Source organism: Cryobacterium inferilacus (assembly GCF_019599185.1).
In the GTDB taxonomy this organism is placed as follows: Bacteria; Actinomycetota; Actinomycetes; order Actinomycetales; family Microbacteriaceae; genus Cryobacterium; species Cryobacterium inferilacus.
In genome coordinates this window covers 52,328-71,654 of sequence record NZ_JAIEUL010000002.1, presented here as the reverse complement: position 1 = coordinate 71,654, position 19,327 = coordinate 52,328, and the positions used below count along the sequence as shown (strand labels likewise).

The 19,327-nt window shown below is 71.4% G+C and carries 19 protein-coding genes and 1 pseudogene; 10 read left to right on the top strand and 10 right to left on the bottom strand.

Features of this window, described 5'->3' with window-relative positions; genetic code table 11:
* Positions 1-141 precede the first annotated feature (141 nt).
* Positions 142-1,125: an acetylxylan esterase gene (locus tag K2F54_RS02240; protein ID WP_220604218.1), complete on the top strand. Its 984-nt coding sequence runs from the start codon at positions 142-144 to the stop codon at positions 1,123-1,125.
* Between the two features lie 54 nt (positions 1,126-1,179).
* On the top strand, positions 1,180-2,109 hold the full coding sequence (locus K2F54_RS02235; protein ID WP_220604217.1) for an N-acetylglucosamine kinase: 930 nt from the start codon (positions 1,180-1,182) through the stop codon (positions 2,107-2,109).
* 126 nt (positions 2,110-2,235) lie between these two features.
* On the opposite strand, the gene sufU is transcribed toward K2F54_RS02235, so the two are convergent.
* Both sufU and K2F54_RS02225 read right to left on the bottom strand, forming a co-directional pair.
* Complete coding sequence (sufU, locus tag K2F54_RS02230) at positions 2,236-2,742, bottom strand: Fe-S cluster assembly sulfur transfer protein SufU (protein WP_220604216.1); 507 nt, start codon at positions 2,740-2,742, stop codon at positions 2,236-2,238.
* Positions 2,739-4,124: an aminotransferase class V-fold PLP-dependent enzyme gene (locus K2F54_RS02225; protein WP_220604215.1), complete on the bottom strand. Its 1,386-nt coding sequence runs from the start codon at positions 4,122-4,124 to the stop codon at positions 2,739-2,741. The genes sufU and K2F54_RS02225 overlap by 4 nt, the downstream gene beginning before the upstream one ends.
* Before the next feature lie 107 nt (positions 4,125-4,231).
* On the opposite strand from K2F54_RS02225, the gene K2F54_RS02220 reads away from it, so the two are divergent.
* Positions 4,232-5,437 carry a ThiF family adenylyltransferase gene (locus K2F54_RS02220; protein WP_220604214.1) on the top strand — a complete coding sequence of 402 codons (1,206 nt, stop codon included), beginning with the start codon at positions 4,232-4,234 and terminating at the stop codon, positions 5,435-5,437.
* A gap of 124 nt (positions 5,438-5,561) precedes the next feature.
* Complete coding sequence (locus tag K2F54_RS02215) at positions 5,562-7,427, top strand: alkyl/aryl-sulfatase (protein WP_220604213.1); 1,866 nt, start codon at positions 5,562-5,564, stop codon at positions 7,425-7,427.
* A 27-nt stretch (positions 7,428-7,454) separates the two neighbouring features.
* On the opposite strand, the gene K2F54_RS02210 is transcribed toward K2F54_RS02215, so the two are convergent.
* From K2F54_RS02210 to K2F54_RS02185, 6 genes and pseudogenes are all read right to left on the bottom strand, one after another.
* A complete protein-coding gene (locus K2F54_RS02210; protein WP_220604212.1) occupies positions 7,455-7,694 on the bottom strand; it encodes a MoaD/ThiS family protein in 240 nt (79 codons plus the stop codon).
* An 82-nt stretch (positions 7,695-7,776) separates the two neighbouring features.
* On the bottom strand, positions 7,777-8,361 hold the full coding sequence (locus tag K2F54_RS02205; RefSeq protein WP_220604211.1) for a dihydrofolate reductase family protein: 585 nt from the start codon (positions 8,359-8,361) through the stop codon (positions 7,777-7,779).
* An 84-nt stretch (positions 8,362-8,445) separates the two neighbouring features.
* Positions 8,446-9,156, bottom strand: a pseudogene (locus tag K2F54_RS02200) (sulfate/molybdate ABC transporter ATP-binding protein); the annotation flags it as partial.
* Positions 9,153-9,926, bottom strand: a complete 774-nt coding sequence (locus K2F54_RS02195; RefSeq protein WP_220604411.1) for an ABC transporter permease — start codon at positions 9,924-9,926, stop codon at positions 9,153-9,155. The gene K2F54_RS02195 and the pseudogene K2F54_RS02200, both read right to left, overlap by 4 nt.
* Positions 9,927-9,981: 55 nt before the next feature.
* Entirely contained in the window at positions 9,982-10,776 is a 795-nt protein-coding gene (gene modA / locus K2F54_RS02190) for a molybdate ABC transporter substrate-binding protein (protein ID WP_220604209.1), read from the bottom strand.
* The gene (locus K2F54_RS02185) at positions 10,773-11,177 is read right to left on the bottom strand and encodes a TOBE domain-containing protein (RefSeq protein ID WP_220604208.1); all 405 of its coding nucleotides are present in this window, start codon (positions 11,175-11,177) and stop codon (positions 10,773-10,775) included. The genes modA and K2F54_RS02185 overlap by 4 nt, the downstream gene beginning before the upstream one ends.
* 102 nt (positions 11,178-11,279) lie before the next feature.
* Here K2F54_RS02185 and K2F54_RS02180 point away from each other — a divergent pair, with 102 nt between their 5' ends.
* The 6 genes from K2F54_RS02180 (at position 11,280) to K2F54_RS02155 (ending at position 18,420) form a co-directional block, all read left to right on the top strand.
* Entirely contained in the window at positions 11,280-12,605 is a 1,326-nt protein-coding gene (locus K2F54_RS02180; protein ID WP_220604207.1) for a molybdopterin molybdotransferase MoeA, read from the top strand.
* A 112-nt stretch (positions 12,606-12,717) separates the two neighbouring features.
* Positions 12,718-13,146, top strand: coding sequence for a cyclic pyranopterin monophosphate synthase MoaC (gene moaC / locus K2F54_RS02175; protein WP_255576630.1), 429 nt, complete (start codon positions 12,718-12,720; stop codon positions 13,144-13,146).
* Positions 13,143-13,868 (top strand): MogA/MoaB family molybdenum cofactor biosynthesis protein, encoded by a 726-nt coding sequence (locus K2F54_RS19485; RefSeq protein ID WP_220604205.1) that lies wholly within the window; start codon positions 13,143-13,145, stop codon positions 13,866-13,868. Before moaC ends, K2F54_RS19485 begins: the two co-directional genes overlap by 4 nt.
* Positions 13,858-14,379: a molybdenum cofactor biosynthesis protein MoaE gene (locus K2F54_RS02165; RefSeq protein WP_220604204.1), complete on the top strand. Its 522-nt coding sequence runs from the start codon at positions 13,858-13,860 to the stop codon at positions 14,377-14,379. The genes K2F54_RS19485 and K2F54_RS02165 overlap by 11 nt, the downstream gene beginning before the upstream one ends.
* A gap of 274 nt (positions 14,380-14,653) precedes the next feature.
* Positions 14,654-15,547: an FAD binding domain-containing protein gene (locus tag K2F54_RS02160; protein WP_255576614.1), complete on the top strand. Its 894-nt coding sequence runs from the start codon at positions 14,654-14,656 to the stop codon at positions 15,545-15,547.
* Complete coding sequence (locus tag K2F54_RS02155) at positions 15,544-18,420, top strand: molybdopterin-dependent oxidoreductase (RefSeq protein ID WP_220604203.1); 2,877 nt, start codon at positions 15,544-15,546, stop codon at positions 18,418-18,420. Before K2F54_RS02160 ends, K2F54_RS02155 begins: the two co-directional genes overlap by 4 nt.
* Here K2F54_RS02155 and K2F54_RS02150 read toward each other — a convergent pair.
* Positions 18,397-18,807 (bottom strand): MmcQ/YjbR family DNA-binding protein, encoded by a 411-nt coding sequence (locus K2F54_RS02150; protein WP_220604202.1) that lies wholly within the window; start codon positions 18,805-18,807, stop codon positions 18,397-18,399. The two genes, K2F54_RS02155 and K2F54_RS02150, sit on opposite strands and share 24 nt — an antisense overlap.
* A complete protein-coding gene (locus K2F54_RS02145) occupies positions 18,804-19,304 on the bottom strand; it encodes a DUF7144 family membrane protein (RefSeq protein WP_255576613.1) in 501 nt (166 codons plus the stop codon). The genes K2F54_RS02150 and K2F54_RS02145 overlap by 4 nt, the downstream gene beginning before the upstream one ends.
* Positions 19,305-19,327 lie beyond the last annotated feature (23 nt).

Here is a 19,327-nt window from a genome sequence, read left to right as displayed (position 1 = left end):
CGCCCCGGCCATCCGCTCTGAGTTGGCCGCTCTCGGCCTGATGTGACCGGCGCGCACCACCGCCCTTCGGCGTTGCCGCGCCGCTAGAGTCGGAGGTGGCTCCAGCGTTGGTGCCGAGACCTCACCCGCGAAAGGCAACACGTGCCCCGGTTAGACCTGCCACTGCCCGATCTCAGGCTGTACCGTCCCGACATCGCAGAACCGGCCGATTTCGACGAGTTCTGGCAACGCACCCTGGCTGAGGCGCGGCAGTACCCGGATGCTCCGGTGCTGGTCAGGGTCGATTCGCCGCTGAGCGAGGTGGAGGTCTACGACGTCACCTTCAACGGATTCGCCGGCGACCCGGTCAAGGCCTGGTTCATGCTGCCCGCGGACCGATCCGGTGCGTTGCCAGAGCGTTTGCCCACGGTGGTCGAGTACAACGGTTACGGCGGCGGCCGCGGCTTGCCGCACGAGCACCTGGGTTGGGCGGCCAGCGGCTACGCCTACCTGTTCATGGACACCCGCGGACAGGGCAGCGGCTGGGGTTCCGGCGGTGACACCGCCGACCCGCACGGCAGTGGACCGTCCGGGTCCGGGTTCATGACCCGCGGCATCCGCTCGCCCGACGAGTACTACTACCGGCGGGTGTTCACCGACGCCGTGCGCGCGATCGACGCCGTGCGCACCCTCGCCAGGGTCGACCCTGACCGGGTCGCCGTGTGCGGTGGCAGCCAGGGCGGTGGAATCGCGATCGCCGCCTCCGCCCTCTCCGTCGGACTGGTCGGGGCGATGCCGGAGGTCCCGTTCCTCTGCCACTTCGAGCGAGCAGTGGGCATGACCGGCAGCGACCCGTACCAGGAGGTCGTGCGCTACCTCGCGGTGCACCGGGATGAAGTGGCCCAGACCTTCGAAACCCTGTCGTACTTTGACGGTGCCAACTTCGCCAAGCGGGCCACCGTGCCGGCACTGTTCTCGGTGGCGCTACTCGACCCGATCTGTCCGCCCTCCACCGTGTTCGCGGCGCACAACCACTGGGCGGCGGATGCCGACATCGAGGTCTACCCCTTCAATGAGCACGAAGGCGGCCAGGGTCACCACTTCGTGCGCCAGGCCGCCTGGCTGGCAGGGCAGCTGGCCGGCTGAGCCGACTCAGCAGCTCAGCCGATACGCCCAGCCGAGATCCAGATTGGACACACCATGACCGCGACACCCCGTTCCCTCGCCATTGATGCCGGCCAGACCGGCATCCGAGCGCTGCTGCACACCGGCACCGGGCAGGATCTGACGTTCGAGTTCGACGGCATCCGCACCGACCGGGCGCTCGTGCCGCAGCTGGCCGAGGCGGTGGCGAGGATCGTGTCGTCGACGACCGAGAGCATCGTCAGCGTCAGCGCCGGCATCTCGGGCTTCTCCAAGGCCGAGACCGACCCGGAGGAGCTACGCGTTCTGGTGGCACCGCACGGTGTGCGAGAGGTGTTCCTGGCGCACGATTCGGTCACGAGCTATCTCGGCGCGCTCGGTGACGAGCTCGGTGTGGTCGTCGCCTCCGGCACCGGCGTGGTCACCCTGGCCGTGGGTGCGAGCCAGGTAGCCCGCATCGACGGCTGGGGCTACCTGATCGGCGACGCCGGCAGCGGCTACTGGCTCGGCCGCGCCGCCCTCGACGCGGTGATGCGGGCCTACGACGGCCGTGGGCCGGCGACGTCGCTCTCCGCCGAGATGCTCGTGGAGTTTCCGGACCTGGAGATGGCGTACCTCGAGCTGCAGGCCGATCCGGCCCGGGTGAGCCGCATTGCCGCGTACTCCCGTCAGGTCACCGAGCTCGCGGCAACGGATGCCGTTTCCGCCGCGATCTGCGACCGGGCCGCGGCCGAGCTGGTGCTCGCGGCCGCCACCGGACTGCGCCGGGTGGGCGAGGCCGACCGGGTCTCCCCCGTGGTCTGCGGTCTCGGCGGGGTGCTGCGTGCACCGGAGATCGCCCACCGGTTCGACCGGGGCCTGCGCGAGATCTGGCCCGGCGTGGACATCCGCCCGGCCGTGGCGAATGCGCTGGACGGCGCGGGGCACCTGGCCCGGCTGGCCCCGACCAGCGCGCTGCGCGACCGGATCGCGATCTCGATCGCCTGACCCCGGCGCCCCGGTCACCGCGGTCACCCCGGCGCGTGGAGCATGACTCCTGCTCGTTTCCTGCTCACCCAACCCGGCCCGCGGATTCCCGCGGGTCAGGATGCCCGGCGGGGAGAATTGCAGGAGTTACGCAGGCTCGGCGAGCTGGAGGAGGGCGGCCTCGAAGGCGACCCAGGGCAGCATGGCGCACTTGACCCTGGCCGGGTACTTCGAGACACCGGCGAAGGCCGCGGCGTCGCCGAGTACCTCTTCGTCGGGTTCGATGGTGCCGCGGGAGCGCAACATCTCCCGGAACAGGTCGAGCATGGCCTCTGACTCGGCCACGGTGGTACCGCGCACGGTGTCGTTCAGCACGGAGGCCGACGCCATCGAGATGGAGCAGCCGGCGCCGCGCCAGGCGAACTCGTCGATCCGGGCATCCGCACCGGTACCGGACAGGCCCACCCGCACGGTGATCTCGTCACCGCAGGTGGTGTTGACCTGGTGCGACTGGGCGAGGCGCACACCGGCGGCGGATGCGGCGGTGGCCGCGTCGGCATCCAGTGCCGCCAGCTCGGCGACCGCGCCGTTGGCCGACTTGGCGTGGTCGAGGATGATCTGCTGGTAGAGCTGCTGCATGGCGGACGAGGTCATCTGGACACTCCAAAGAAAGGGGCGACCTCGGCGAGCACGGCCAGGAACCGGTCCACCTCGTCATCGGTCGTGTACAGGTAGGTGCTGGCCCTGGTGGACGCGGTAACGCCGAGCTTCTTGTGCAACGGCTGGGCGCAGTGGTGCCCGACCCGCACGGCGATGCCGGCCTCGTCGAGGAACTGGCCGACGTCGTGCGCGTGCACACCGGCGACATCCACCGCGGCCAGGCCGATGCGTTCGACGCCGAGGCCGGGGCCGAGTAGGCGCACACCGGGGATGGCGGTGACGCCCTCCACGAGGCGTCGACCGAGTTCGGCCTCACGGGTGCGGATGCGGTGCATACCGGTGTGGCTGAGGTAGTCGACCGCGCTGGCCAGGGCGATGGCCTGGGAGATGCGCTGGGTGCCGGCCTCGAAACGCTGCGGCGGAGCGAGGAACTCGGCGCCCTGCATGTCGACGGTGGTGATCATGGAACCGCCGGTGAGGAACGGCGGCATCGCCGCGAGCAGCTCGGCCTTGCCGTAGAGCACGCCGATTCCGGTGGGGCCGAGCATCTTGTGGCCGGAGAACACCGCGAAGTCCACGCCGAGCGCGGTCAGGTCGAGGGCCAGGTGCGGCGCGGACTGGCAGGCATCGAGGAACACGAGCGCGTCGACGGCGTGCGCCATCGCCACCAGGTCGTCGATCGGGTTGATCGTGCCGACCACGTTGGAGGCGTGCGTGACGGCCAGCAGCCGGGTGCGCGGGTTGAGGATCTCGCCGGCGGCGGTCATGTCCAGGGTGCCGTCGGCACGTACGGGAATGAAGCGCAGGGTGGCGCCGGTGCGGAGCGCCAGCTGCTGCCACGGGATGAGGTTGGAGTGGTGCTCCATCTCGGTGACGACGATCTCGTCACCGGTGCCCAGCCTGAATCGCGTCGCGGCGGGACCGCCGAGGCCGAGGGATGCGTTGGAGAACGCGTAGGACACCAGGTTCACACCCTCGGTGGCGTTGGAGGTCCAGACGATCTCGTTCTCGGCAGCCCCGACGAAGGCGGCCACGGTGGCGCGGGCGGCCTCGAAGACCTCGGTCGCGGCGAAGGCCAGGGTGTGCGCGCCGCGGTGCACGGCGGCGTTGCGCTGCTCGTAGTACTCCTGCTCTGCTTCCATCACGCTGATCGGGTTCTGCGAGGTGGCCCCAGAGTCGAGGTACGCCAGCGGATGCCCGTTGACCAGCTGGTGCAGCACCGGGAAGTCGTTGCGAATCCGCAGCACCTCGTCCGAGCTCAACGTGAGGTCGGACCCGGACCGGTCCGTCAGCGGTTGATCGGTCTGGGCGTGATCACTCGGAGTCTGGTCGCTCGGATCACGCGCGGGGGCAGGGGGTGGGGCGACGAACGTCATACTTCAGGGTACCGCCACCCGGAGCAGGACGGCAGAGCAGGTCGGCTGCCGCCCGCCCGCCCCCACACACAACAGGCCTAGGCTGGATGTCAGCAGAAAGGGCCGCCATGCCGCACGCTCCCCTCGTTTCCCCTGGCCCGCCGCTCACCCCGGCCGAACGCCAGCGGTACGCCCGCCAGATCTCCCTCGAACAGGTCGGTGACCTCGGCCAGCGTCGCCTGGCGGCCGCCAGGGTGCTCATGGTCGGTGCCGGCGGGCTGGGTTCGCCGGTGCTCACCGCCCTGGCCGCCGCGGGTGTCGGCACTATCGGGATCGTCGACTCCGACAGCGTCGAGGTGTCCAACCTGCACCGCCAGACCATCTACACGATGACCGATCTGGCCGAGCCGAAAGCCGTGGCGGCCGCAGCGGCCCTGCGGGCACGCAACCCGCTGATCGAGGTCGTGGCCCACCAGGTGCGACTGACGAGCGACACCGTGGATGCCCTCGTCTCCGGGTACGACATCGTCGTCGACGGCACCGACAACTTCGCCGCCCGCCACCTGGCCCACGACGCCGCGGCGGCGCAGCACAAGCCATACGTCTGGGGGTCGGTGCTGCGCTTCGACGGTCTCGTCACGACCTTCTGGGTCGACGGGCCCGACGGCGGCACCCGGCTGGACGACCTCTTCCCCAGCACCCCCGGCCCCGATGAGGCCGAGACCTGCGCGATGGCCGGCGTGCTGGGGTCGGTCTGCGCCGGCGTGGGCGCGATGATGGCCTCGGAGACGCTCAAGCTCATCGTCGGATTCGGCGAACCGCTCTTCGGCCGGCTGCTCGTGCTCGACGGACTGGACGCATCCTGGCGTGAGGTGCCGTACGGCGCCACGCCCACCGCTGCGAGCACCGGCGGGCCGGAGGCATCGGCCCGGCCACACGACACCAGTCACAGCGAGGTCGAGCCGCATCCGGTCGCCCCGCCCAGCGCGCCCCCGGCCAACGACGAGGTCAGCTCGACCGAACTGGCCGCGCTGCTCGCCGACCGGCAGGCCGGCCGGGCCGACTTCGTGCTCGTCGACATCCGCGAGCCGTGGGAACGGGAGATCGTCGCCATCGACGGCTCGGCGCTGGTGCCGATGGCGCAGCTGCTCAGCGACCAGGCCCGCGCGGTGATGGAGCCGGCCGATCGTGTCATCCTCTACTGCCACCACGGCACCCGGTCCGAGTACGCCCGCGACGTTCTGCGCGACAACGGTTGGTCGACTGTGACCCATCTGGCCGGCGGCATCGACGATTGGGCCCGCCGGGTCGAACCCGACAAGCCCCGGTACTGACCGGCCGTCATCCTGTCGGGCTGGGCAGCGGCGGATGCCGAGCCTAGTTGCCGGGTGACGGCCCGGTTATGGTGTGCCCAACGGGTGCCATGACGGCCTCGCGGCATCGAGAGAGGCGGTCATCATGGGCGATGGCACACGCGGCAGGCAGAACCCCGGCAAGAACACCAGCCGCGGACCCACCGGCCAGGGTAACCCGGCCGGTACAGCGACCGCCGGCGATACCGCGGCCGTCGACCGGGGTTACCTGGGCACGATCGACCCGATGGTCATCTACGCCGACGACGGTCGCGTGGTCTGGGAGATGGATTCGCTGGCCTTCCTGGCCGGCGACGGGTCGGACACCGTGGACGGCAGCCTGTGGCGGCAGAGTGCACTGAACATGAGGCACGGCCTGTACGAGGTGACGACGGGGATCTACCAGATCCGCGGCTTCGACCTCTCCAACATGACCATCGTCGAGGGTGAGAACGGCATCATCGTGATCGACCCGCTCATCTCGACCGAGACCGCCGCAGCGGCCCTCGCGCTCTACCGCGATCACCGCGGCGACCGCGACGTGACCGCGGTGGTCTACACGCACGCCCACGTCGACCACTTCGGCGGGGTGCTCGGCGTGATCGAGCCGGACAGCAGCATTCCGGTCGTCGCCCCCGAGCACTTCATGGACAACGCCGTGTCGGAGAACGTCTACGCCGGCTCGGCCATGTTCCGGCGCGGCTACTACTACGACGGGCATCCGCTCGCCCGCAGCGCCACCGGCCGGGTCGGTATCGGGCTCGGCGCCGGCGCCTCGACGGGCAGCGTCGGGCTCGTCGTCCCCACCCTGTCGATCACCAGCACCGGTCAGGAGGAGGTGCTCGACGGCGTGCCGATCGTTTTCCAGCTCACCCCCGGCACCGAGTGCCCCTCGGAGATGAACCTGTACTTCCCTCGCCACCGGGCCCTGTGCATGGCCGAGAACGCCACCCACACCATGCACAATCTGCTCACCCTGCGGGGCGCGCCCGTGCGCGACCCGCGGATGTGGTCGCGGTACCTGGGCGAGGCCATCGAACTGTTCGGCTACCGCTCGGACGTGGAATTCGCGTCGCACCACTGGCCCACCTGGGGAACGGCGGCGATCCTCGAGTTCCTCACCGAACAGCGCGACCTGTACGCCTACCTGCACGACCAGACGGTGCGGCTGATGAACCAGGGCCTGATCGGCAGCGAGATCGCCGAGAACTTCGAGGTGCCGCCGTCGCTGGCCCGCCGCTGGCACGCCCGCGGCTACTACGGCTCGGTGAGCCACAATGTCAAGGCGATCTACCAGCGCTACCTGGGCTGGTACGACGGCAACCCCGCGCACCTGTGGCAGCATCCGCCGGCAGCGGCCGCCACCCGGTATGTCGACGTGCTGGGCGGGGTGGCGGCCACCGTCGAGCATGCCCGCCGCTACCTCGACACGGGCGACCTGCGGTTCTCGGTGGAATTGGCCAGCCACGCCGTGTTCGCCGACCCCGGCGACCCCGCGGCCAGGGAACTGCTGGCGACCGGGCTGGAACGGTTGGGACTCGGCGCCGAGAACGCGACCTGGCGCAACGTCTACCTGACCGGGGCCAACGAACTGCGCTACGGCGTCGGGCGCACCGGGGTGTCGGCAGCCGGCCTGCTCTCGGTGCTGACCGTGACCCAGCTCTTCGACACCCTCGCCATCCGTGTCGTGGGCCCGCGGGCCTGGAACGAGGATTTCGCGATCAACTGGGTGATCACCGACACGCGAGAGCTGTACCGGCTCGAGCTGAGCCACGGAGCGTTGATCCATTTTCCGGTGGCCAAGCCGCGCACGGCCGACCTCAACGTGCGGATCAGCCGGTCACGGTTGGTGCAGTGCGTGGCCAGCGGGTCGTTCAGCGGGGTGGACATGACCGGGGATGCCAGTGTGCTGCCGCGACTGTTCGCCCTGCTGGATGCGCCGGATCCGGACTTTCCCGTCGTCACCCCGTGAGGCGAGGCGCTTCCCTGTCGCGGGCGGTCAGCCGCCGGCGAACGGGGGCAGCACGTCGAGCTGGTCACCGTGCTGCAGCACCAGGGCTCGGTTCGTCGTGGCGGCCCCGTTCACGATGAACGAGCACCGAGCGAACACCGCGGCTGAGGTGTTGTCCAGGTCGTCCAGGAAGGCGCCGATCGTGGCGCCGTCCGCCAGATCCCGCGACTCCTCGGCCACGCCGGTGGCCGCCTTGGCGGCGGCGAAGTAGCGCACCTGAACCTGCATCGTGGTGGTCCTCTCGTCGCTGCGGGCGCGTGCCGCCCGACCCCGTCAGTTTAGGTCTCTTCCCACCATTCGGGAGCGGGTCTCACCACTCTGGAGCCGGTCTCACGGCGTAGTGCAGCTCGACGAGCCCCCGGTCGAAGGTGCGCGCGGCCTGCAGGTCGAGGATCCGGGGATCACCCGCGGCGGGGAAAGCACCTCGACCGGCACCGATGACGACGGGCAGGATGACGAGTCGTACCTCGTCGACCTCCCCGGCGGCGAAGAAGGTGTCACTCAGGCTCAGACTGCCCCACAGCACCACCAGACCGTCCGTCTCGGCCTTGATGCGGCGGATCGCGTCGACGGCGTCGCCGGACTCGACCGTCGCGGCTTCCTGTTCGCCCCATGGAGCGTGCTGCAGGGTGCGGGAGAACACGTGCCGGCGCAGAGCGTTCAACGGAGCGGTGATGATCTCGCCCGCCGCCGCCGGCGTCGGCCAGTAGCCGACGAACATGCGGTAGGTCCTGGCGCCCAAGACCATGGCGTCGACGCTGTCCAGCCAGTCGGCCTGGCTGCGGTCCAATTCCGCGGTGCCACCCTCGAGCAACTCGTATGCGGTGAACTCGTTGTCGGCGTCGGCCGCAAACCCGTCGGCCGTGACGAACTGCTGCACCACCAGATTTCCCATCGTTCCACCCTTCGTGAGTCGCCCGCGAGGCACGATACGCCGCGGCGGATGCCCCTTCAAGGTGGGGGTGCGGCGTCACCGGCCGAGATCGAGCCCGAAGGTGAGGGCGCGGGTGAAGTCGGTGCCCGGCCGGGCGAACACGGCCCTGGTCGGTCCGGTCTCCACGATTCGGCCGCCGTCGAGCACCACCACCCGGTCTGCCAGCGCCAGCGCGTCGAGCGGGTCGTGGGTGACGAGGATCACCGTGCGGTCCGCCAGCACGCGGTGCAGCAGCATCCGTTGGGCGGGCACGGCCGCCACGTCGAGGGCCGTCATGGGCTCGTCGAGCAGCAGCAGCGACGGATGCGCCGCCAGCGCGCGCGCAACGGCCACCCGCTGCGCCTGCCCGCCAGACAGCTCGGCCGGGCGCCGATCGGCCAGGTCGGCCACCTCGGCCTGCGCCAGCCACTCGTCGGCGAGGAGCCGGGAGCCGGCCCTGGTCGCCCCGGCGCTGCGGGGCCCGAAGGCCACGTTGTCGCGCACGGAGAGGTGCGGGAACAGGAGCGGTTCCTGCGCGAGCAGGGCCGTTCCGCGGGTGTGCGGCGGCAGCCAGGTGCCGGCGTCGTCGAACAGCACCCGCCCGGCCAGGGTGGCGCGGCCGTGGTCGGGGCGCAGGAGCCCGGCGAGGATCTGCACCACGGTGGACTTGCCGGCTCCGTTGGACCCGAGCAGCGCCACGGTCTCCCCCTCGGCCACCTCGAAGTCCACGTCGAGGCCGCGCCCCGCCAGCACGGCGTGACAGATCAGGCCGCTCATCGCGCACGTTCCGGCCGGTGGGTGCCGACCATCACGACGATGGCGACGACGACCAGCACGAGGGCCAGGGCGATCGCGGCATCCGGATCGCTCTCGCGCTGCAGGTAGATCTCCAACGGCAGGGTGCGGGTGACGCCCTCCAGGCTGCCGGCGAAGGTGAGTGTCGCCCCGAACTCGCCCAGCGCCCTGGCGAAGGCCAGCACGGCGCCGGAGAGCAGGCCGGGCAGCACGAGCGGCACGGTCACCCGGCGGAAGACCGTTCCGGGGGCGGCACCGAGGGTGGCGGCGACGGCCTCGTACCGGGCGCCGGAGGCGCGGAGGGTGGCCTCGACACTGAGCACGAGGAAGGGCAGGGCGACGAAGGTCTGCGCGAGAATCACGGCCGTGGTGCTGAACGCGATCTGCACCCCGAGCACCTCGAAGGTCTCGCCGAGAAGGCCGCGGCGGCCGAAAGTGGCCAGCAGGGCCAGCCCGCCCACCACGGGCGGCAACACCAGGGGCAGCAGCACGAGGGCCCGCACCAGGCGTTGGCCGGGGAACCGGGTGCGGGCCAGGACCAGCGCCATCGGCACCCCGAGCAGCACGCACAGCGCCGTGCTCGCCGCGGCCGTGCGCAGGCTCAGGGCCAGAGCGGCCACGGCGGAGGGCGAGCTGATCAGCGCGGGCAACTGCAGCCAGTCCACCGTGAGCAGCATGCCGACCAGGGGCAGCACGATCAGCAGCGCACCGAGGGCGGCCACGACCAGGGTCCAGCGGGGCACACCGAGCATGGCCGGGCCCGCCCGGTCGCCGGTGGCCCGCTGAGCGGACGGGGACACGGAGCGGTCAGGGCGCGCCAAAGCCGGCCTCCCGAAGTATCGCCTGGCCGGCCGGGCCGGTGACGAAGCGGGTGAAGTCACCGGCCAGGGAGCCCACCGACCGGGTGGGCTGTGATTGCGTGCTCTCGGCCAGCACCGCGATCGGGTACTCGTTCACCACGGCGGTCGACTCGGCGAACTCGATACCGAGCACGTCGGTGCCTGCGGCCGCGACATCCGTGACGTAGACGAGGCCGGCATCCGCCTCACCGCTCTGCACCTTGCCGAGCACATCGGTGACCGAGTTCTCCTCGCTCACCGGGGTCAGGCGCACACCGGCGGCCGCGGCGACGGCCGCCGTGGTGGCGCCGCACGGCACCTGCGGGGCACAGATCACCAGGGCCAGACCGGGTGCGGCGAGGTCGGCGAACGAGCGGATGCCGGCCGGGTTGTCGGCCGGCACCGCGATCTCGAGGGTGTTCGTGGCGAAGACGACCGAGCCGGTGCCGGCCACGAGACCCGTCTCGGTGAGCCTGGTCATGGTGGCGGCATCCGCCGTGGCGATGACGTCGGCCGGTGCGCCCTCCGACACCTGGCTGACCAGATCGGCGGAGCCCCCGAAGGTCAGCCGCACGGTCACGCCGGGGTTGTCGGCCTCGAAATCCCCGGCGATCTCGGTGAAGGTGCCGGCGAGGGAGGCAGCGGCGAAGACCGTGAGCGTGCCGGTGCCCTCGGCGCCGGCGGTGCCGGATCCGGCCGCGCAGCCGGTGAGAGCGAGCGCGGTCGTCGCCAGGGTGAGCACCGTCGTGGCGCGTCGTCTCATGACTGGCCCCGCGGCGTCTCGACGATCACGGTGGTGGCCTTGACCACGGCCACCGCCACCGACCCCGGCACCAGCCCGAGTTCGCGCACGGCTTCGGTGCTCATCAACGACACCACCCGGTGGGGGCCGCACTGCAGCTCCACCTGCGACATCACCGTGTCGCTCGTGACCCTCGTGACCAGGCCGACGAACCGGTTGCGCGCCGAGCTTGCGGCTCCGGACGGGTCGGCGGGCACCAGGGCGTTGGCCTGGGCCAGCTGGGCCAGGGCCAGGCCGTCGACCACCTTGCGGCCGGACGCATCGACACCGGCGGTGAGTGTGCCCTGGTCGATCCACCTGCGCACGGTGTCATCGCTCACCCCGAGGTAGCCGGCGGCGTCCTTGATCCGTATTTGCGACATGAAGCACATTCTAGAACCGTATCCACGGATATACCGGCGAGGATCCTTCCGTCGACGGCGTCTCCTGGCGCCGCCAGGCACCCGGTGCGGCAAGATGGGGATATGAGCGCGCGCACGATCGATGAGCACCGGGAGGCCGTGGCGACGCTGCTGGCGCCGCTGTTCCACGGGCGTGCCGCAGAAACCCTGCACCTCTCCGGTTCGAAACTGTTCACCGACCCGTCTCGCTACGGCGGCCGGGTCCTGGCCGCCGACGTCGCCGCACCGGTCTCGCTGCCGCCATTCGACAACTCGCAGATGGACGGGTACGCCGTGCGCGCCGTCGACCTGGCGGCCGCCACCGCCGACACACCGGTGTCGCTCACCGTCACCGGCCGAATCAACGCGGGCGATGCCGGCAGCCCGCTGGCGGCCGGAGAGGCGGCCCCGATCATGACGGGCGCCCCGATCCCGGCCGGGGCGGATGCCGTCGTTCCGATCGAGCAGGCCGATCCGCCGCGCTTCCTCGCCGCCGACGCGCCGCGGCGCACCGTGACCTTCGTCGCGCCGGTGACCGCCGGCACCTTCGTGCGGCCGACCGGCAGCGATGTGCGCGCCGGCGAGAACCTCCTCGCCGCCGGCACGCTGCTCGGCCCCGCGCAGCTCGGGGTTCTCGCCGGCACCGGCGTCACCCGGGTCCCCGTTCTTCGGCGCATCCGGGTGCTGCTGATCGCGACCGGCCACGAGATCCGCGAACCCGGCGACACCCTGGCGCCCGGTCAGATCTACGACTCCAACAGCGTCATCCTCGGCCAGGCGTTGCGGGATGCCGGCTGCACGGTGACCATCAGTCCCTGCCGCTCCGACGACGCGGCCGACCTCCTCGCCATCCTGGCCGACGCCGGCGAAACCGATCTGCTGGTCACGGTCGGCGGGGTCAGTGCCGGTGCCCGTGAGGTGGTGCGGGACGCGCTCGCACCGTTGGGCGTGCGTTTCCAGCACGTGCTCATGCAACCCGGTGGCCCGCAGGGCCTCGGCCAGATCGGCCGCCCGGGCAGCACGGCGGGCGGGAACGCCCGGAGCGGCGGCGCACGGGACACCGCGGCCCAGGCGACCCTGCCCGTCGTCAGCTTTCCCGGCAATCCGGTGAGCGCCCTGATCTCCTTCGAGGTGTTCCTCCGCCCGGTGCTGCGTCGGCTGGCCGGACTACCCCGACCCGACCGCGAGCTGCGCCGGGCACCGCTGGCCGAGCCCGTTGAATCGCCGGCCGGCAAGCACCAGCTGCGGCGCGGCATCCTGCGCCCGGACGGCGCCCTCGACCTGGTGGGCGGCCCCGGCTCACATCTGCTGCACGCCTACGCCGCCGCGACGGCGCTGGTTCACCTGCCCGTCGGGGTCGGCTCCGTCGCGGCCGGCACCCACGTGGACTATTGGAGTATCGATGACTGACCAGACACCAGAGACCACACCCGGCCGCGCTCCTGTTCCCCGGGTCGAGGAAACCGGGCACACGGCCGGGCCGGGCCAACTCAGCCACGTGCGCGCCGACGGCGCCGCCCTGATGGTGGACGTCAGCGACAAACCCGTCACCAAGCGGCGGGCCACCGCCACGGCGACCCTCAGCACCCGGCCCGACGTGATCGCCCTGCTGCTCACCGGGCAGCTGCCCAAGGGCGAAGCCCTCGCCGTGGCCAGGGTGGCCGGCATCATGGGCGCCAAGCAAACCTCCGCGCTGATCCCGCTGTGTCACCCGCTGCCGATCAGCGGCGCCACCATCGACTTCGTGCCAGGCGAGGATCACGTCGTGATCACCGCGACGGTGAAGACCACCGGGGTCACCGGCGTCGAGATGGAGGCGCTGACCAGCGTGTCCGTGGCGGCGCTCACCCTGTACGACATGATCAAGGCGGTCGACAAGCACGCCGTCATCGGCGACATCCGGGTGCTGGCCAAGTCCGGCGGCAAGAGCGGCGACTGGAGCGCCGAATGAACGCGGCCGCGCAGCACCAGCCGTCGCAGCCCAAGCCGCCCCGGCCGCCCCGGCCGCCCCGGCCGGCGAAGCGTACCGGCCCGGCGCAGCCCCGCACGGCTCCTGCCGAGGGCCGCATCGCCCAGGTGATCGTGGCCTCCACCCGTGCGGCGGCCGGGGTTTACCCCGACCGCACCGGACCCCTCATCGACACCTGGCTGCGTGAGCACGGCTGGCTGGTGCTCGACCGGGCCGTCGTGGCCGACGGTGAGCCAGTGGGCGACGCGATCGCCGCCGCCATCGAGGCCGGACTGGACCTCGTCGTCACGACCGGCGGCACCGGGGTGAGCCCCACCGACCAGACCCCAGAGCAGACCCGCCCGCTGCTCGACCGGGAGTTGCCCGGCATCATGGAGGAGCTGCGCCGCCGCGGCACGGCATCCACCCCCCTGGCCGTGCTCTCCCGCGGGCACGCGGGTGTGGCCCGCGGGCGCACCGTCGTGATCAACCTGCCAGGCTCCCCCGGCGGAGTGCGCGACGGCCTCGGCATGTTGGCCGACGTGCTCGACCACCTCGTCGATCAGGTGCGCGGAGCCGACCACACCGGCAGCACCGCCGGAAGCGCCACCGCCAGCACCACCGGCAGCACCATCCGCAGCACCGCCGGACCCACCGCACTCGGCACGCACCCGACCGATCCCCACCAGACCAGCCCCGACCAGGAGGTGCAGCATGGCCACTGAGCCCGCGCCCGAGCCGGCGCCCCAAGCCGAGACCGAGACCGAGACCGCTCCCCCGACCGAGCCCAACACCACCGCAACGCCCAGCGAGAGCCCGGTGCTGTTCGCGAGGGTCGATGACACCGCCATCACGGTCGATGAGTGCACGGATGCCGTGGCCGCCGCCACCGCCGGCGCCGTCGTGTCGTTCGCGGGTGTGGTGCGCAACCACGACGAGGACCGCGGGGTGACCTGGTTGCGCTACAGCGCGCATCCGAGCGCCCAGGGTGTGCTCGACGAGGTCGCCCGCGAGGTGGCCATGGCGCACCCGGGCTGCCGGATCGCCGCGGCCCACCGGGTGGGAGACCTGGGCATCGGTGACGTCGCCCTGGCCTGCGCCGTCGCCTCCGCCCACCGGGCCGAGGCCTTCGCGGCCTGCGCCGCCCTCGTCGACGAGATCAAGGCCCGCGTGCCCATCTGGAAGGAACAGGGCTTCGTCGACGGCAGCACGGAGTGGGTCGCCGCCCTCGGCTGACGCCGCATCCGGCCGGTTCGCCGCCGAACTGTGCCCGTACCGGACAAATGGTCCCGGCGCACCGGGCGCAATTGTCCGCACGGGGCACAGTTACGACCGAGCACCGACGGCGCGGCCACCCGGACGGCCAGGGAAACTGGGGATCGGCTGAGGGCGCGAGGGGCGGTTTACATGGCCGACACAAAGCTGCGCTTGACTAGGGATGTCGGCGGCTGGCAACGGTCGCCCCTCGCCGGAGCCCACAGGCCCGACGACACCTGGATGCCCCGCATCCATGACCACAGGAGACCGGATGGACCTCACCACCGTTCTGACCGTCACCCCGGCCCGCAGTCGCGCCGACCTGGCCGCCCTCGGCGCCACCGTGGAGCCCCTGGCCGGCGGCTCTGAGCTGTTCGCCGACCCGCGCGTGCACCTCACCGGGCTCGTCGACCTGCAGACCATGGGCTGGCCGGCGCTCACCGTCACGGCCGACGGGCTCGAGATCGCCGCGACCTGCACCCTCGCCGAGCTCTCCCGGATGCCCGCCGAGCCCGGCTGGGTCGCCCACCCCGTCTTCCACCAGGCCTGCACGGCCCTGTTCGGCTCGTTCAAGATCTGGAACGTCGCCACGGTCGGCGGCAACCTGTGCACCGCGCTGCCCGCCGGACCGATGATCTGCCTGACCGCCGCGCTCGACGCCGAGGTGCTGATCTGGCGCGCAGACGGCACCGATGAGCGCATGCGCGCGGTGGACTTCGTCACCGGCAACACCACCACGGTGCTGCACCCCGGTGACGTGCTGCGCTCCATCCACGTACCCGCCGCGGCGATGGCCGCCCGCACGGCGTACCGCAAGATCGCTCTGTCCCCGCTCGGCCGCTCCGGCGCGGTGCTGATCGGCCGGCTCGACACCGACGGCGCCGTCGTTCTCACCGTCACCGGCGGTACCGTGCGGCCGGTGCAGTTGCGGTACCCCGCGCTGCCGGAGGCGGCCGTGCTGGCCGCAGACATCGACGCCATCGACGCCTGGTTCACGGATGCGCACGGCGCGGCCGATTGGCGCCGCGCGGTGAGCGGGCTGCTCGCGGAGGAGATCCGTCTGGAGCTGGCCGAACCCGCGGACCCACCCCGGGGCTCGAGCGGTAACGGACCCGCGAACCCGACCCAGGACGGGAGCCGGGCATGAGACTCACCGTGAACGGCAGCCAGGTCGACGCGCCCGCCGCGGCCGGCCAGGCCCTGCGTACCTATCTGCGCGAGCAGGAGCACTTCGAGGTGAAGAAGGGCTGCGACACCGGCGACTGCGGGGCCTGCTCGGTGCTCGTGGACGGCACCCCTGTGCACTCCTGCATCTACCCGGCGTACCGGGCCGCGGATCGCGAGGTCACCACGGCGACCGGCATCGGCTCCCCTGCGAACCTGGCCCCGATCCAGCAACGCTTCATCGATGCCGCCGGGTTCCAGTGCGGTTTCTGTACGCCCGGCATGATCGTGACGGCGTCGACCATCCAGGAGCACCAGCTGCACGACCTGCCCCGCCTGCTCAAGGGCAACCTCTGCCGATGCACGGGCTACCGGGCCATCGACGACGCCATCCGCGACCGGCACACCCCGGCCGAAGGCTGCGGGCACGACCATGACCACAATCCCGACCAGACGGTCGGGGCTGCGGATGCGCCGGCACCGGTCTCCGGCCTGGGCCCGGTGCGACCCACCCGGCCGCGCGCGCCCCGCACCTCTGCCGTCGACGGCCGCGTCGGCGGGTCCCTGCGCGCGCCAGCGGCCGCCAGGGTGGTGAGCGGCCAGGAGCCGTACACGCTCGACGTGGCGGTGCCGGGTCTGCTGCACCTGTCGGTGCTCCGCAGCCCGCACGCGCACGCCCGCATCACGGCCATCGACGACAGCGCCGCCCTGGCCTTGCCCGGGGTGCACGCCGTGCTCAGCCACCTCGACTCCCCCGGCACCCTGTTCTCCTCGGCCAGGCACGAGAGCCGGCTCGACGACCCGGACGACAGCCTGGTCTTCGACACCGTGCTGCGGCACCGCGGCCAGCGGGTCGCGGCCGTGGTCGCCGATTCCGTCGCCATCGCCGAGCACGCCTGCCGGCTGCTCGAGGTGCAGTACGAGCTGCTGCCCGCCGTGTTCGACCCGGCCGAGGCTCTCAAGCCCGGCGCGCCCCTCGTGCACGGCGACAAGGATGCGGCCGCGAGCCGCCTGGCCGACCCCGGCCGTAACCTGGTCGCCGAGCTGCACGGCGAGTACGGCGACGTGACCGCGGGCCTCGCGGCCGCGGACACCGTGGTCACCGGCAGCTGGCAGACCCAGCGGGTGGCGCACACCCAGTTGGAGACCCACGCCACCATCGGCTGGCTCGAGGACGAGCGGCTCGTGCTGCGCACCAGCTCGCAGGTGCCGTTCCTGGTGCAGCGGGAGATCAGCCGCATCTTCGATCTCGATCTCGACGCGGTGCGCGTCTTCACCGCCAGGGTCGGCGGCGGCTTCGGCGGCAAGCAGGAGATCCTCACCGAGGACGTCGTCACCCTCGCCGTGCTCAGAACCGGGCGGCCGGTGCAGTACGAGTTCACCCGCACCGACGAGCTCGCCGCCTCCCCCGCCCGGCATCCGATGCGGGTGGGCGTCACCGTGGGCGCCACCGCCGACGGCCGGCTCACCGCCCTGGCCGTCGACGTGCTCTCCGACACCGGCTCGTACGGCAACCACGCCCCCGGCGTCATGTTCCACGGCACCAGCGAGTCCGTGGCCCTGTACAACGTGCCCAACAAGCGGGTGGATGCGCAGGCCGTGTACACGAACAACCCGCCCTCCGGTGCCTTCCGCGGGTACGGTCTGGGGCAGGTCATCTACGGCATCGAGTGCGCCCTCGATGAACTCGCGCACGAGCTGGGCCTGAACCCGTTCGACATTCGCCGGATCAACTCGGTGCGCCCCGGAGACCCGCTCGTGGTGACCCACGAGGAGGGCGATGACATCGGCTTCGCCAGCTACGGCCTTGACCAGTGCCTCGACCTGGCCCAGGACGCCCTGGCCAGGGGCAACGGCGTGCACGCACCGGTGGGCGACGAGTGGCGGGTGGGCGAGGGCATGGCGTCGGCCATGATCGCCACGATCCCGCCGCGCGGTCACTTCTCGCAGGCGACCATCACCGTGCACGGCGACGGGCGCTACCTGGTGCGGGTGGGCACCGCCGAATTCGGCAACGGCACCACCACCGTGCACACCCAGATCGCCGCGACGGCGCTGAACACCAGCCCGGCCAACATCGAGATCCGGCAGTCGGACACCGACGCGGCCGCCTACGACACCGGCGCGTTCGGCTCGGCCGGCGTGGTGGTGGCCGGCAAGGCCGTGCACGGCGCGGCACTCGACCTGGCCACTCAGCTGCGCGAGGCGGCCGCCCGGCGCTCCGGCCTGCCGGCGGCGGACTTCACGCTGGAGTCCGCAGGGCTCCGCGCCGGCGAGCTCTTCCTGCCGCTGGCCGAGCTGGTCGGCCAGGCGGGCCTGACCGGCACCGGCCGCCAGGACGGGTCCCGCCGCTCCCTGGCCTTCAACGTGCACGCCTTCAGGGTGGCGGTGAACACCGCCACCGGTGAGGTGCGGATGCTGCAATCGATCCAGTCGGCGGATGCCGGTTTCGTGATGAACCCCGAGCAGTGCCGCGGCCAGATCGAGGGTGGTGTGGCGCAGGCCATCGGCACCGCGCTCTACGAGGAGCTGATCCTCGACGGTGCCGGTACGGTGCAGACCCGGGTACTGCGCAACTATCACATCCCCCAGTTGGCGGACCTGCCGGTGACCGAGGTCTACTTCGCCGACACCGCAGACGACCTGGGCCCGTACGGGGCCAAGTCGATGAGCGAGTCGCCGTACAACCCGGTCGCACCGGCGCTGGCCAACGCGGTGCGCGCAGCCCTGGGCATCCGCTCGTATGAGCTGCCGATGTCGCGTGACCGGCTGTGGCGGCTGGCCAACGCTGCTCCGGGACACCCCCAGGGCACGCCCCCCGCGGTACCCGAGTTAGCCGCCCAGGCTCAGCCGTAGCGGCCTGGGCAGAGCGGACACCACGATGGCGTGCGAGTCCGCGATCAGTTCACGCACGTGGCCGCCGGGCACGGTGCCGTCCAGGCGCACCGTCACCCAGTGTTTTTTGCTCATGTGGTAGCCGGGGTCGATGCCGACGACGCTCCGGATGAGCCTGGGTACGTCTTCGGGTAGCGCCTTGACGGTGATCGACGCTGTCGGTTCGGTCAGCGACCGGTGCACCGGGGTGTTGTCGATGGCGAACACCTTGCCGGCCACCTTGAACACCCGGGCCTCAGGGCCGAAGGGATAGCTCTCTTCGGCCCCGTTGAGGTCGAGGAGGAAGGCGGTGAGGCCGCCCGCCGAGAGCGGCTCTGCCGCTGCGTCGTCGGGCAGCCGGTTCGTCATTCCTCGACAGTAGTAGCTCGCGACGCCGTCATCGGCTTCATCTCCTTGCCGTGTACGGTGACCGCCCAGATCACCAGCACGTCGATCGCGATCATCATCAACGACCAGAGCGGGTAGGCCCCGAGGAAGGCGATGTTCACGAGCGCGCTGCCGAAGGCGAGGATCACCGCGATCACGCGTGCCCACATCTGCCCGGCGAGGAGGGCGACACCGGCGAGCACGACGACGGTGCCGAGGACCAGGTGTACCCAGCCCCAGGTGGTGTAGTCGACCTGCACGACGAGTCCCTCTTCCGCGACGAGGTAGTAGGTGTCCTGGAACAGGGCGACGAGGCCTTGGATGGCGTGGAACGCGCCCATCATCAGCATCATCACGCCGGCGAAGACAATCCAGCCCGTCCAGCCGGAGGGTTCGTCGTAGCCCGAGTACTGTGACCCTCTGCTCGGCATCGTGGTGGTCCCGGATTGGGTGCGAGACGAACCTTGTGTGGCGGTCATGATGGTTCCTCCATTCGATCCAT